A 14496-nucleotide genomic window follows, 5' to 3' on the forward strand; every position below is an offset into this window, starting at 1 on the left:
TACACATACGTAAAGAGCCCATATTGATCTAATCACGCATATGCAACATGTGATTTAAGTCGCGCTTTCATTTGACTATATTCTGACTGAACATGGTTTTCAGCCCATGCTTGATCCTCAATCGCCTCAACCTTGACAGCACAATACTTAAATTCAGGTGTGCTCGAAATCGGATCAACATGCTCAATAGTCAGCTCGTTACATGCACCGATCCACCATTGATAAGTCATGTAAACCGCACCGACATTAACCCGTTCTGAAACATTGGCGCGCGTAATCACTTTGCCTCGCCGGGAGGACACCCAAACGAGTTGCTGATCTGCGATGCCCCGTTGTTTCGCATCGAGTGGATTCATCTGTACGTATCCCGGTTCATCTGCCAGCGTTGAAAGTGCTTTGCAGTTCCCCGTCATCGAACGGCATGAATAATGACCAATTTCACGAACAGTGGAGAGAACTAAAGGATACTCGGCATCCGTTTGTTCCAACGGTGGACGCCAAGGTGCACCGATAAACTTCCCTTTTCCTGATGGGGTCGCAAACTTATTGCCTTCAAACAAGAACGACGTTCCGGGGTGATCTTCTGTCGGGCAAGGCCACATCACAGATTTCAGCCCTTCCATTTTTTCATAGGTAACGCCGGCAAATAATGGTGTCAGTGCCCGCATTTCATCCCAGATTTCTTGCGTATTTTGATACTGCATCGGATAGCCCATGCGCGTGGCTAGCAGACTGAAGATCTCCCAGTCAGGTTTGACACCTTCTGGCGGAGTGACGGCTTTGTAGAAGCGCTGGAATCCCCGATCAGCACTGGTATACACACCTTCATGTTCCCCCCAACTGGTTGATGGGAAAATAATGTCAGCCATTTCAGCGGTTTTGGTCATGAAGATATCTTGCACAATGACGAGGTCTAACTGACGCATGGTTTCGCGCATCGCATTCAGATCAGCTTCGGTCTGCGCCGGATCCTCACCAAAAATGTAGAACGCCTTACAAGTGCCGTCAGCAACTTTATGACCGATATCAGTCATACGATAGCCAGGAGTTGCTGATAGCTTGACGCCCCAAGCCTGCTCAAATTTTTCACGAATCTGATCGTCAGTGACCGGCTGATACCCAGGAAATTGATGGGGTAACATCCCCAAATCACAGGTCCCCTGAACATTGTTCTGGCCCCGAACCGGACCACAACCAACGCCACGACGGCCAAAGTTACCTGTCATTAACGCCAGAGCCGCCAAACCGCGTACCACATCAACCGCCTGACCGAACTGGGTAACGCCCATGCCCCATAAAATCATCGCTCCGGAAGATTTGGCATAAGTCCGGGCTGCTTGCCGAACTTCAGCCGCTTTCAGTCCGGTCAGATGTTCGACTTTTTCAGGCGCATAATCCATGACGATCTTACGGAATTCATCAAACCCTTCGGTGTAATTTTGCACATACGATTTATCGTAGAGGTTTTCATCAATCAGCGTATAAGCCAACGCATTGACAACCGCCATGTTAGAACCGTTTTTAAGCGCCAGCCATTGATCAGCCACCCGAACCGATTCAATTTTTCGCGGGTCACAGACAATGACTTTCGCACCATTGTCACGCGCTTTAAAGATGCGTCTCGCAATCACGGGATGAGAATCAGCAACGTTGTAACCAAAGATCAGCAAGCATTTGGCTTCTTCAATTTCAGGGATGGCATTACTCATTGCACCATTACCCACCACGGATTCCAAACCGGCAACCGAAGGGGCATGACAAACCCTTGCGCAGTGGTCAACGTTATTGGTACCAATCACCGCGCGGGCTAATTTTTGCATCACATAGTTGGATTCATTACCCGGCCCCCGGGCTGATCCGGTCGTCATAATCGCATCAGGACCATATTGCTGCTTGATTGCCAACAACTTCTCTGCTGCAAAATCCAATGCTTCATCCCAGGAAACCGCTTCAAGCTTGTCAGTTTTGGTGCGACGAATCATGGGTTGTTTCAAACGTGGTGTCAGTAGTTGGGTGTCATTTAAAAAATCCCACCCATAGTATCCTTTTAAACACAGTTGGCCTTCATTCGTTCTGCCATTCGCTGGCTCGGCACCAACCACCTTATTGTTTTCAACCAGTAGGTTTAACTTACATCCTGTACCACAATAGGGGCACACGACTAATTTTTTTTCGATCATAATTATCTCACTATCCCCAATGTTCCATTCTCGTGCTGCTTCAAGCCGAAATAACAGACGCCTGACTCGCTGCCGCTTCTCGTTTCTGTTGGCTGGTTTGTTGCAGTGACTCAGGTGCGATCAACCGAATGGCCTCTGTTGGACAAACCTCAACACAAGCAGGTCCTTCTTCTCGCTGTGAACACAAATCACACTTCAGCGCTTGGGATTGAGGCACTTGTTTTTGGAAAAGCGCGGCATGTTCAGACACCGTATTTTTCATCCGGGTCATGACACTCATCGCGCCATACGGACAGGCAATTACACAGGTCTTACAGCCAATACAACGGGACTGAATTACCTTCACGTAACCATCTTCATGAACAATGGCATGATTAGGACAAACTTGTGCACATGGGGCATCGTCACACTGACGACACATCACAGGGACAGAGACTTCTGCGTTTTTCACCAGTTGTAAGCGTGGCGCAAATTCCTCGGTTCCATTCAAAGTACCCGATGACTCATCCTGATGAGCGACCGCACATGCAATCTCACAGGTTCGACAACCAATACACTTATTGGCGTCAGCAAATACAAATCGATTCATGCTGTATCCTTTTTGTGTCAATACAACAGAGTATCTTCAGACTCTGGGGGTGGTTAATCATTACAGGCACAACACGTGCCAATCCGGGAGCTACGATTTAAAATCATTTAATCTTATGATTTATAAGCATAAATAAGTGAAAAATTAAAAAAACAAAGCCAATCAGGGAGCTCAGCGTTTCTTTTGACCTGATTGTCCAATGACAAAAGTGTCGAGGTTCGACACTTTTGCCGCATTGCATTAGCAATGACCAAAATCCATATCGTCATGCCATTCAGACAAAGCTTGATAAATTGTATCGACGGCGTCTTTGACCATATCGGTCATTGGGGCCGAAAATGCCACAATTGCGGGTTGAATACCGATAAACGTGACATGAGGCACAAAGGTTTTCAGTTCATCGATTAAAAAGTTCAGCGGTAAGCTATGGGTGGAGACCATAAACATTTCAGCAATCGTGTCGGGATCAATGATGCGAATCTCTCCGGCTTTTTCACCGAAATCTGCCGCATCAACGACCACTACACGCTCTGGCTTGATGTGACGAATCCGATGCAATGTATCTTCTGGCATCGTGCCGCCTTCTAACACTTCCCAACGGTCTATCGGTTGTTCCAGACAACGTTTGGCCAGTAAAGGACCGGCTCCGTCATCACCCATCATGGTGTTCCCGACCGTCAACAATATTTGTCTGCTCATTGCACCGTCCCTCGAATCATCAAATACATTGTCGGCTCTCGATGAATAGCATTGAGAATTTCGATCAATCCGGCGGTCAAACGTTGTGACGTCTCAGACTGTGTCGTCGGACTAATTTTCTGGAATGCCAGCGCCAACATATGAATGTGCTCGGGAAAAATCGTAATCTCTCCAAATTTGAGAAACCCTTCCATCTTCCGGTATGCCTCACTGTCTTTCGGTAATCCCTCAATCCACGCCAAATACTCTTCACCATGACAATCCATCTCTGACTGAAGACAATCCACAATGCCAAGGTGATGTCCAATAGCCAGACTGTAGTACATGATCTGTTGCGCTTCTTTAGGCACCTCTTTTTCATCAACAAACTTGCGCGTTAACCGATAAAAGCGCACCCGTTCCTTTAAGTGCCTTGAGTGTGTTTCGGTTTGCGTATCAGCCACAACCATGACAAGGACCTCCTTCTTTCAGCGCATCACCGACAAGCTGTTTCATCACCGACCGCATGAGCGTTTCAACAATCTCGGTCAAACGCGGATCGTTATGCTGATGAATATAGGCTTGGATCTGCGCATCGACATTATCGGCATGACACCCTTCCAGCACAGACATCAGCTCATCGGCAATCCGGTTACCCTGACGATAACCAGCCAATAAACGCGCCTCCCGTTCGATCATGACGCGAATATCCTGTGGAATACCGGCATGACTGATGCTGGCAGGGGTTGCCTCTGCATCATGGGTTTTGGCATGCATTTTTTGTTCAAGTAACCCTAAAGCGACCGCGAATCCATAAAGCGTGGCGGCGGGTGTCGGAGGGCAACCGGGAATATAAACATCAACCGGCACAATTTTGTCTGTACCGCCCCAGACACAATAGAGGTCATGAAAAATGCCGCCATCACACCCACATGCGCCATACGACACCACGATTTTCGGATCGGGGGCCGCTTCATAGGCGCGTAACGCAGGCGCACGCATTGCCCGTGTGACCGCACCGGTAAAGAGTAAAATGTCGGCATGACGAGGACTGGCAACCACCTTGATACCGAATCGTTCGGTATCATAAACGGGCGTGGTGGCTGCAAAAATTTCAATTTCACAACCATTACATCCCCCACAGTCCACCCGATAAACATAGGCTGACCGTTTGATCTGTTTTAAAAGTGTTTGCTTCAATGCTTGATGTTCAGGGGTGACTTCAACAGGCTGTGTCTGCGTATGATGAACACCCGATAATTGCTGAATACCTTTCACTGTACCTCCTCACGATGAATATCGGTGGGATTGATGTTGGGCATGTGGTTCGCAGAACAATGGTTCTCTGACGGACAGGGATCGGGCTGATGCGTTGCAGCGATATGTTTGACCGGTATCGGCTCTGCTGTGACGTAGCGGTGACATGCTAAATTCTGCCCGTCAAGCATGTTGGCCTGACGCCGACATTCAGGGCAACTTTCCAACTGATGGCGACGCATTTCCAGCGACTCATCACTCAACCCAGCGTGCTGAAGCGTCTCCATAACATAATCGAATAATTTTTTAGCGATGAAAGGACGATCACATTCTCTGCAATTGACCAGCTCGAACTCAGCCTGTTCATACAAATCTGCTTTGTTGGTCACAGCCAGTTCAAACTGTTGTGACAAGACCAACGCATGAGTCGGACAGACTTCTTCGCAGCGTCCGCAATAGATACAACGCGCCAATGAAAGCTCCCAGCGACGGGTGCCCTTCTGTTCATCGGTCTCCATCACTAACGCATTGGCAGGACAGGCCCTCATACAGGCACCACACGCAATACATTGCGCGGCGTCCAGTTCTGGTTTACCCCGAAAGTCGCTAGAGACTTCATACGGTGCAAACGGATACTTGGCCGTTGCATCTCCTGTTTTTAAAACGGTTTTGAGTAGCTTTAACATCACAACCTCACATTGATTTCAGGGGGGACTTTTTACGATTGATGCTGTACTGCTCAATCGTTTTATAAGGCACGGTTTGAGACCGCTTTTTCTTGGTATCAATGATGGTGACGCGATCCGTACAGGAGTAACAGGGATCAAGGCTCCCGATAATCAGGGGCGCATCGGCAACCGTATTGCCGCGCAGCATATAACGTAACGTCGGCCAGTTGGCATAAGTCGCCGCCCGACAGCGCCAGCGGAATAGCTTTTGATTATCCCCCGTCATGCTCCAGTGGATATTTTCACCCCGTGGGGCCTCGGTATATCCCAAAGCAAACCGGTGAGGGACGTACTGAAAGTCTTCAGTCAAGATAGCGCCTTCGGGGAGATGGTCTAAGCCAAATTCAGCAATATTGAGTGAGTCGAACACTTCACGAATTCGAATCAGGAGACGCGCCTGCACATCACCACTATCAAAATGGTGTAAATCAAGCGGTACCTGACCGTAAGATTCCAGTGATTGACCATGCACAACCCGGGCATCCCGGGCAAACCCACTCCCGCGAACCAAAGGCCCCACCGGACTAAAATCACGGGCTATGTCTTTCGCAAGTACACCGACGCCTGAAATCCGGCTGTCAATATTCGGGGTCGAAAGCAGGACATCGACTAACTCGGTAAACGACTGACGAACTTCACGAATCATGGCAATGCCCTTGATTCGCTGTTCTTTGAGAAAATCACGCCGCACCCCGCCAATCAAGTTCATACCATAGGTTTTTCTGGCACCGGTCAGTAACTCCGCGAGTTCCATGGTTTTCTCACGAACGCGGAAAAATTGCATGAAACCGGAATCAAAACCGACAAAGTGACTCGACAAACCGATATTGAGTAAATGGCTATGCAAGCGCTCGACTTCCAGTAATACCGTCCGAATCATCTTGCCGCGCGCCGGGACTTGAATATTCAGAGCCGTCTCGACGGAATTGTTATATCCCACGCTATGGGTAAATCCACAAATCCCACACACCCGATCCGCAAGAAAGCCCACTTCATGGTAGCCCATCCGCGTCTCTGCTAATTTTTCCATGCCGCGGTGGACATAAAACATCCGGTAATCGGCATCGATAATATCTTCACCATCAACAAATAAGCGAAAATGGCCGGGTTCATCACTGGTGATATGCAAAGGGCCGACGGGAACGATGCGGTCAGAATCACTCCCCAATTCATTGATAAACGGATAAGTTTCCGTATCAGTTGTCGGCTGCGGACGCTGACGATAATCCATGGCGTCTTTACGTAAAGGGTGCAAATCTTCCGGCCAGTCATCAGGAAGAACCAGACGACGTTCATCCGGCAAACCGATGGGGCGCAGACCGAACATATCCCGAATCTCACGCTCTCCCCACACGGCGGCTGGGATCTCAGGCGTGATCGAAATAAATTCCTGATCGTTGGCATTGACCAAGACTTTGACGATCACCCAGCTTTTGACTTCGCCTTCCATCGATAAGGCATGATAAACACCGAAGCATCCGTTCAATACACGTTCATCATTGCCAAAAGAAACCGATAACCATCCCCCTTGGTCATAGTAGAGCCATTTCATCACCTCAACCAACGAGGTCATTTTGACGGTCAACGTCACCTGATTGTCAGCCTGCCAAGCTTCATCCTCGATTGCCGCAGGAAAATGTTGACGTACCCCATCGACATAGCGCTTCCCGATCTGATGTTGCGTATTTCTGTTCAATTGGTCCATGTCATAAGGCCTCTAGTTGATCGATTCAGTCAGAGAAACAGCCGATAGACTGTCACTGCTTGAAGAAATGTGTTCTATCCCTTGTTGCCAAGGGAGATTGAGTGTTTCAAGGAGGGGGTGATCGGGTTGATTAATGACAATTTGTGTCGCTTGCTCGACACCATGCAAAATCGTGTTCGGAATATGGGTCCCCATCACAACCATTAGCACAATCAGCACCACCAGCGGACACACGGTCAGATAATTCACTTCCCCTTTTTCAACATGCTCAGGGGCGGCTCCCATCACGCATCCCGCAACCATCCGGGCAAATCCAGCCAGAACCAGCGTCAACAGTAGGAGTAAAATGATGATGAACACCGGATGTTGGGCATACAACCCGGAACAAATAATCAAAAATTCACTGACGAAGAGGTTAAATGGGGGCACACCGCCAAGCGCGAGGGCACCGGCGCCAAACAGAATACCGGTCCATGGTGCAATCCGGACCACACCTTTGATGATACTCATGTCCCGGGTACCGTACTTCAACATGATATTGCCAGCGCCACAGAACATCAGTGTTTTCCCAAGACTGTGATTCATCATATGCAGCAGTGCGGCAAAAATCCCCAGCGGACCAAGACCAATCGCGAAGGCGATTAATCCCATATTTTCGACACTGGAGTAAGCTAACAACCGCTTGATATCTTGCTGAACCAAAATGAATAATGCAGCCACCCCAACCGATAGCAGCCCGAATCCGAGCATCAGAGAGCGGGCAAAATCACTGCCAAGCACGATAGAACTGATGGCGAAATGACGCAAAATGATCAGCAGCGCGCAGTTTAATAACCCGGCTGAAAGCAATCCGGAAACCGGGCTGGGCGCTTCGGAGTGCGCATCCGGCAACCAAGTGTGCATGGGAAATAAACCGGTTTTGGTCCCAAACCCAATCACGATAAAGATAAAGGCAATTTGCATCAGGCGCGGATCTAGCAAATGCGCGTGATCCCGTAGCGTTGTCCATAACAACGCCTGCTCCGGCGCATCGAATACGGCAACGGCATTGGCATAGGTCATCACCGTGCCAAATAAGCCAAACGCAACCCCGACGCTGCACAACATGATGTATTTCCAAGCTGCTTCCAGTGATGAGCGTTGATAATACAAGCCAACCAAAAAGACAGAACTCACGGTTGTTGCTTCAATCGCGACCCACATCATCATGATATTGTTGGCCGTTAAAGCAACCAGCATGGTCGCCAAAAACAGGTTGAACAGCCCGTAAAACAGCGAGACTTGCTTACTTGACAATTCACCGTGTTGATATTCATGCCCGATATAACCGATCGAATGAATCCCGGTACACAATGCCACCAGCCCCAACACCGCAAGGAACAGTGCGGATAGTCCGTCAAGCATCAGCCAATGCCCGGCAGAGAAAATCGCACCATGCTCGAACACTGCCGCGGCCATCCCCCAACTGATCCCCCAAGTTGCCACGACACTGACAAGGTGGATCACCATCGATAATTGCCGGAATTGCTCTCGCAGTGCAATACAAACAAAAGCAATCATTGCTGCGATGAAGGGAATGCCAAGCAAGAACGGAAATAAATGATTCATTGACATCATACAGTTACCCTTTCAATACAGTCAGTTGTTTCACATCCAACGTATTGAGTCTGCGAAAAATTAACCGAGCCAGAATCACCATCACAATCACCGCAAAGATCGCGTCAATGGTGATACCGATTTCCAATAAGTGAGGGGCGCGATGTGCAACCAGCGCTAACATCAGTGATGAACCATTCTCCATCAGGCAATAGCCGAATAACTGCTTGAGAATGTTTCTTTGCGTGATAATACAAAGCAACCCAATAAAGAAATGTGCCAGCGATACAGCGAGTACAGGTTTGAGCGTTTCAACCATCGGCAGTGCCACGGGCTGGATAATATAGAGACAAACCAGACTAATCACCGCGACGAAGACCGCAATCAACGCTGGGTGAAACATGACCTTTTCAGCCTCTGCATCCCGCATTTTTCCTAACTGGATATATAAAATCGTCGGTAACAAAACCACTTTCGAAATAAAAGCGGTTATCGACCAAAGGTACAAATCACTCGCGTCATAATGGTCAGCAATAACCACAAAGAGCAGTACCAACACCAAAGACTGACCGGCATACAGCCAAGATGCAGTTCTCACCTGACGGGCAATCACCACAAAATAAGACGTGATGACTAACAATCCGGCAAGATTATTCATCATGAGATCATCCATTATGCATCTCCTATTGAAGCCATGTTGAAGCAATCACACTCGATAGCACCGACATTGCGATTAATACAACTAACGTTATTTTCATTGAACGGGGTAAGGGAGACATTCGCTCAACCGCTTCAGAAGGCTCACCGATAATGGTGCGACCAAACCAATACAGCAGCCAGCCAAATGTCGCGATAGACTCAACCAGCGCCAGAATCAACAGCGGTGTCAGCCAGGTATGAGTCGAAGAGAGATGGAATCCGGCCTCAAACAACGGAAATTTACTGAAGAAGCCATTCAATGGCGGAACCCCTGCGATTGCCATGGCAGCGATACAAAATGCAACCCCTAATAGCGGTGATTTTCGAATCACCCCTTTCAGTTGAGGAAGCATTCGGGTGCCGCAGGCATAGCTGAATGAGCCCGCAACAAAGAAGAACAAACACTTGGCAAAGGCATGGTTGAAGATGTAAGCAACGCCGCTTTCCAGTGCCAGTGATGACCCCATTGCTGCCATCGAGAGTGCCAGAAAAATGTAGGCTAACTGAGTGATCGTTGAGTAAGCCAACAACCGCTTCATATCTTTCTGCGGCAAGTACATCAAAAAACCGTAGATCATGGTGATCATCGCCCCGATGATCCCGACAATTCCAACGACTTCAGGAATGGTGCCGGCAGACAGAATGCTGCGGGCAAAAATGTAAACACCGACTTTGACCATCGAAGCAGCATGCAAATAGGCACTAATCGGCGTCGGTGCATTCATCGCATCGGGCAGCCACATGTGCATCGGTAGTTGAGCCGATTTCCCCCACGCGGCAAACATGATGCCAAACAACACCACCATTTTGGCGATTGGGTTTAGCCCTGCAATTGCGGTCAGTTCAAACGTCCCCGCCTGAACAAACAGGGTCGCCGCAGCGATGAATAACCCCAATGACGCAATATGAGTGACAATCAGGGCTTTCAGTGCCGAACGAAACGCCAACGGTGTCTGGTAATAACCGATCAGAGACCAAGAACAAGCCCCCGTAATTTCAAAGAACAGCAGTTGTCCCAGAATGGTTGAAGAGAAGACCAGACCAGCCATAGCACCGATAAAGATCAGCAGAAACACATAATATCGCTTCGCGCCATGTTGTGCGTGTTCTTTGTTTCCGGCGCTCATATACCCCAGAGAATAGAACGCGACGATCAGCCCTAACCCGACAACCGCCACGGCAATCAGGGTGCTGACTTTATCGAAAACCAGACCAAAAATCAGGACATGTCCTACATGCAACAGAGGCACCGAAACCGCTTCGCCACCTGTCGAGAAAAAGAGATAAGACAATCCCCATGTTCCCAATGTCGCCAATACTGCAAAAAACTGACAAATCCACTTTGCAGACTGTTCGGAGGCAAACAAGATGAAAATTGCCCCCAGAAAAGGAAGTCCAATAGTGAGTAATCCAATGATTTCCATCGTTTAATACCTCACAATCGAATAATATAAAATGCGAGTGCCAGAACCGCACAAGCAAAGGCGGACCAGGTCAGCCGGTGAGTATTCAGAAAACGGACACGTGCCATACTGTTTTCAACCAATGCCGCCAGAAAGAACACCACGATGAGCTTGACCACCAGAATCACACCCGCGATCACCAAAGCAGTCAACGTCAGTTCAGCTGCCTTTCCCCACGGAAAGAAAATCGCCAAGAATAGCTGAGCAACCACCAGTTGTTTCAGCCCCAGTCCCAGCTTCACCATCGCTAATCCCGAACCGGAATATTCAGTCACCGGACCTTCCTGCAATTCTTGCTCAGCTTCAGCAGCATCGAACGGTAGTTTTCCCATTTCGATAAACACAGCAAAAGCACAGGCAACACCGGCCAGAACCACGGGAATCGGTTGATTGAGACTTTCAGTTAACATGCCCTGACTGATGTACCCCAAATCGGTCGAACCCACCATCAGCGCCATCAGAAAAATGGCCAGCATTAAAATCGGCTCAACCAGAACCCCCAATGTGAGCTCGCGACTACTACCGATACCACCAAACATGCTATTGGCATCAATCCCGGCTAAGGCAAAAAAGAACCGAAAGATCGCCAACAGATAGATATCCGTAATCACATCACCGGAGATCGGAAACGGCGACACTTGCGTCAAAGTCGGTAATGCCATCGCAATCAGTAACATCGTGACGATCAGGATCCACGGCATCGCCCAGAAAATGCCACCGGCATTCTCCGGAGCAACCGGCTGACGACGCAGTAACTTGGCGATATCCCGATAATCTTGTAGTAACCCCGGTCCGCGTCGGGAATGAATTCTGGCTCTGAGTACACGTGAAAATCCGGTGGCTAGCGGTGTCAAAAGCAGCATGAATAGAGCCTGACCAAATGCAAGCACCATCCAGCTCATCTCAGGCATATGTAGTTCAGGCATCATTTCACTCCTGATTCAAACGGAATAATAAGTAACACAATCAGTGCTATCACAATGTAGAGACAGTAGATTCGAAAATCCCCGCCCTGTAGCTTTCTTCCCCAGTCACCGAGCTTCAACGCCGCATCACAACAAGGTCGAACTAAGAATCGGTCAAATACCGGCTCAACAGCCGCTGCTGAAATGGTCGCCTGCTGGTAGGTTCGTTTCATCCAGCCAGACGGGTCGAGCAAGATCCGTAAACGATAGATCGGGGAGAACATATAGCGCAGGGGTTGCGTAAATCCGCTCGCAGAAACCGTCATGCGTTGTTCATAAGCATATCCGCACGCCCATGGATGGCCTTGATGACGTCGTTCGAGACGATGCTTCTTAAACAGAGACAAGACCAAAAACGGGACAATCAACAGGACAATCAAACTGATGGTAATGATCGGTGTCGAAAGAATGGCCTGCGTGGTTGAGACCGGATGAAGTGCCATTCCCTGCTGGACATCAATCGGGGTGATTGCCAGCGTGTTGGTGGCAACGTCAGAAATGTAAGGCGAAATCCACGGAGAGCCGACACCAAGAATCACACACAGCAAAGCAAGAAATCCCGTGCCAACAAGCATCGACCATCCGACTTCTCGTGCCTGACTACCTATTTTGGTTCGTGGCGCTCCGGTAAAGCAGATACCATAAACTTTCACAAAACACATACATGCCAAAGCCCCGGTTATCGCCAGCATGACAACAGCGCCGAGTCCTGCGGTCACCATCAAGACATGATGTTGCTGACTCATTTGAAACAAAGATTGATAAATAAACCATTCACTGACAAACCCATTGAGTGGCGGTAATGCAGAAATCGCCATGGTGCCAATCAAGAAAGTGATTGCGGTATAAGGCATCAGCTTGCCTAGCCCTCCCATGCTTTCCATATCTTTGGTATGAACCTGAGAGATGACCGAGCCGGCACCAAGGAAAAGTAAGCCTTTGAACACCGCATGATTGAGCAGATGATAAAGCCCGCCCAGCAAACCTAAAGCCGCAAGAACCGGATGACCGGATGCTGTCCCGATCATTGCCACACCGACCCCCATTAAGATAATGCCGACATTCTCCACGGTGTGATAGGCGAGCAAGCGTTTGATATCATGCTCTGCCAGTGCATACATGACGCCCAGCACGGAGGAGAAAGCGCCAAAGGCGAGCACCAGATATCCCCACCAGACTTCTGCACCACCGAGAAAAACAAGTCCGACTTTAATGATGCCGAACACACCAATTTTAACCATCACACCAGACATCAGTGCCGATGCATGCGAAGGAGCGGCAGGGTGCGCCTGAGGCAACCAGCTATGTAACGTGATCATGCCGGCTTTTGCCCCAAAGCCAAAGAATGCCAGTAAGAAGATGACTGACGACTCCCACGCGGGTAAGGACAGATGGGAAAAATCAGTGAAATTGAGCGTTCCGGCGGCTCGGTAAAGCATAAAGAAGGCAATCATGATCAGCACAGAACCGGCATGGGCAATGAGAAAATACTGCAAGCCCGCACGAATACTTTTTTCACTCTGCTCAACCAACACCAGAAAGTAGGATGCCAGAGACATCATTTCAAAAAAGACGATGAAGTAAAATGCATTATCTGCCACAACTAACGCGACCATCGACGCGACGAACAGATTGAGGAAAAGACTGATCCCCCATGCTCCTTTGCCCTGATACTCTTTCATGTAATGTAAGCCGTATATAGAGGCAGCAATGACAATCAGAGAAATAACCAGCACCATAAATGCCGCTAATCCGTCAAAACGAATGAGTAATTGCGCAAAAGGGAAAGGACTAAAAAGCTGTGCCTGCCACACCTGATGGCTGACCAACGCATACCCAGCGCTGATCGCACCGGAAATTCCCCCAACCGTGGAACACAGACTTGCAAGAGAGACACAAAAAGATTCTCGTCGAGAATTGCCAAATAAGGCCACAACACAGGCGATGAGATAACATCCCATCGATAAAGCCAACAGCGATAAAGGACTCATCATGTTATTTCTCCATATCCACAATCGGTGAGCTGTTGGCCGTCACTTCTCGCTTGAGCTTGCGGGCACGCTCTGTGGCTTCATCACTCACCAACACAATTGCCTCAGTCGGGCAGACTTCCATACAGGCGGGCCCTTCCTCTCTGAATTCACATAAGTCACATTTCACCGCGATACTTTTAACCCCCGGTTCCCAAGCCAAGAGATCATGCCCAAATGTTTGGGGCACAGAAGTCGATGGATTGCTGGAACGTGGTGTTGACGGTATATACGTGTCATAACTATTGGCATGAGAAACCGGACGACTCCCATCCAGTGCTATCGCACCAAACGGACAAGCCACCGCGCACAATGTGCATCCGACACAAATGGATTCATTCAGAAAGATCCGATCAGCCTCTTTGGTGATTGCCTGAACCGGACAGACCGTTGCGCACGGTGCATCTTCACAATGACGACACATGACCGGAACCGTTGTATCGTTATTTTTCACCACAGTCAGACGCGGGTGACTTTGCAATCCGACTTTCTGGTGAACATCAGAACAGGCAGCCATGCATGTTTGACATCCGATACACTTCTTAGGATCGGCAACTACAAATTTTTTCATAGCATCCCCTGACAGCTAAATAATCAACTCAGGGG

The 14496-nt window shown here is 48.9% G+C and carries 13 protein-coding genes; all 13 read right to left on the reverse strand.

What is annotated here, in order from left to right:
• Positions 1–32: 32 nt before the first annotated feature.
• Positions 33–2177: a formate dehydrogenase subunit alpha gene (fdhF, locus tag BSQ33_RS06675; protein WP_027694107.1), complete on the reverse strand. Its 2145-nt coding sequence runs from the start codon at positions 2175–2177 to the stop codon at positions 33–35.
• A gap of 43 nt (positions 2178–2220) precedes the next feature.
• Entirely contained in the window at positions 2221–2769 is a 549-nt protein-coding gene (locus tag BSQ33_RS06680; RefSeq protein ID WP_021019739.1) for a 4Fe-4S dicluster domain-containing protein, read from the reverse strand.
• 240 nt (positions 2770–3009) lie between these two features.
• Positions 3010–3468, reverse strand: a complete 459-nt coding sequence (gene hycI / locus BSQ33_RS06685; RefSeq protein WP_021019738.1) for a hydrogenase maturation peptidase HycI — start codon at positions 3466–3468, stop codon at positions 3010–3012.
• The gene (locus BSQ33_RS06690) at positions 3465–3917 is read right to left on the reverse strand and encodes a formate hydrogenlyase maturation HycH family protein (protein WP_021019737.1); all 453 of its coding nucleotides are present in this window, start codon (positions 3915–3917) and stop codon (positions 3465–3467) included. The genes hycI and BSQ33_RS06690 overlap by 4 nt, the downstream gene beginning before the upstream one ends.
• Entirely contained in the window at positions 3904–4725 is an 822-nt protein-coding gene (locus BSQ33_RS06695) for an NADH-quinone oxidoreductase subunit B family protein (protein WP_021019736.1), read from the reverse strand. The genes BSQ33_RS06690 and BSQ33_RS06695 overlap by 14 nt, the downstream gene beginning before the upstream one ends.
• Positions 4722–5390 carry a formate hydrogenlyase complex iron-sulfur subunit gene (locus tag BSQ33_RS06700; RefSeq protein WP_088133702.1) on the reverse strand — a complete coding sequence of 223 codons (669 nt, stop codon included), beginning with the start codon at positions 5388–5390 and terminating at the stop codon, positions 4722–4724. The genes BSQ33_RS06695 and BSQ33_RS06700 overlap by 4 nt, the downstream gene beginning before the upstream one ends.
• A 7-nt stretch (positions 5391–5397) precedes the next feature.
• Positions 5398–7137: an NADH-quinone oxidoreductase subunit C gene (locus tag BSQ33_RS06705; protein ID WP_021019734.1), complete on the reverse strand. Its 1740-nt coding sequence runs from the start codon at positions 7135–7137 to the stop codon at positions 5398–5400.
• 12 nt (positions 7138–7149) lie between these two features.
• Entirely contained in the window at positions 7150–8754 is a 1605-nt protein-coding gene (locus tag BSQ33_RS06710) for a hydrogenase 4 subunit F (RefSeq protein ID WP_198298164.1), read from the reverse strand.
• 4 nt (positions 8755–8758) lie between these two features.
• Entirely contained in the window at positions 8759–9394 is a 636-nt protein-coding gene (hyfE, locus tag BSQ33_RS06715) for a hydrogenase 4 membrane subunit (protein WP_232471957.1), read from the reverse strand.
• Between the two features lie 22 nt (positions 9395–9416).
• The gene (locus BSQ33_RS06720; protein WP_021019731.1) at positions 9417–10856 is read right to left on the reverse strand and encodes a hydrogenase 4 subunit D; all 1440 of its coding nucleotides are present in this window, start codon (positions 10854–10856) and stop codon (positions 9417–9419) included.
• Between the two features lie 11 nt (positions 10857–10867).
• Positions 10868–11824 (reverse strand): respiratory chain complex I subunit 1 family protein, encoded by a 957-nt coding sequence (locus tag BSQ33_RS06725; protein WP_269768122.1) that lies wholly within the window; start codon positions 11822–11824, stop codon positions 10868–10870.
• Positions 11821–13854 carry a hydrogenase 4 subunit B gene (gene hyfB, locus BSQ33_RS06730; protein ID WP_232471958.1) on the reverse strand — a complete coding sequence of 678 codons (2034 nt, stop codon included), beginning with the start codon at positions 13852–13854 and terminating at the stop codon, positions 11821–11823. Before hyfB ends, BSQ33_RS06725 begins: the two co-directional genes overlap by 4 nt.
• 1 nt (position 13855) lies before the next feature.
• Positions 13856–14461 carry a 4Fe-4S dicluster domain-containing protein gene (locus BSQ33_RS06735; protein ID WP_021019728.1) on the reverse strand — a complete coding sequence of 202 codons (606 nt, stop codon included), beginning with the start codon at positions 14459–14461 and terminating at the stop codon, positions 13856–13858.
• Positions 14462–14496: the final 35 nt, after the last annotated feature.

It is taken from the genome of Vibrio gazogenes (genome assembly GCF_002196515.1).
GTDB lineage: Bacteria > Pseudomonadota > Gammaproteobacteria > Enterobacterales > Vibrionaceae > Vibrio > Vibrio gazogenes_A.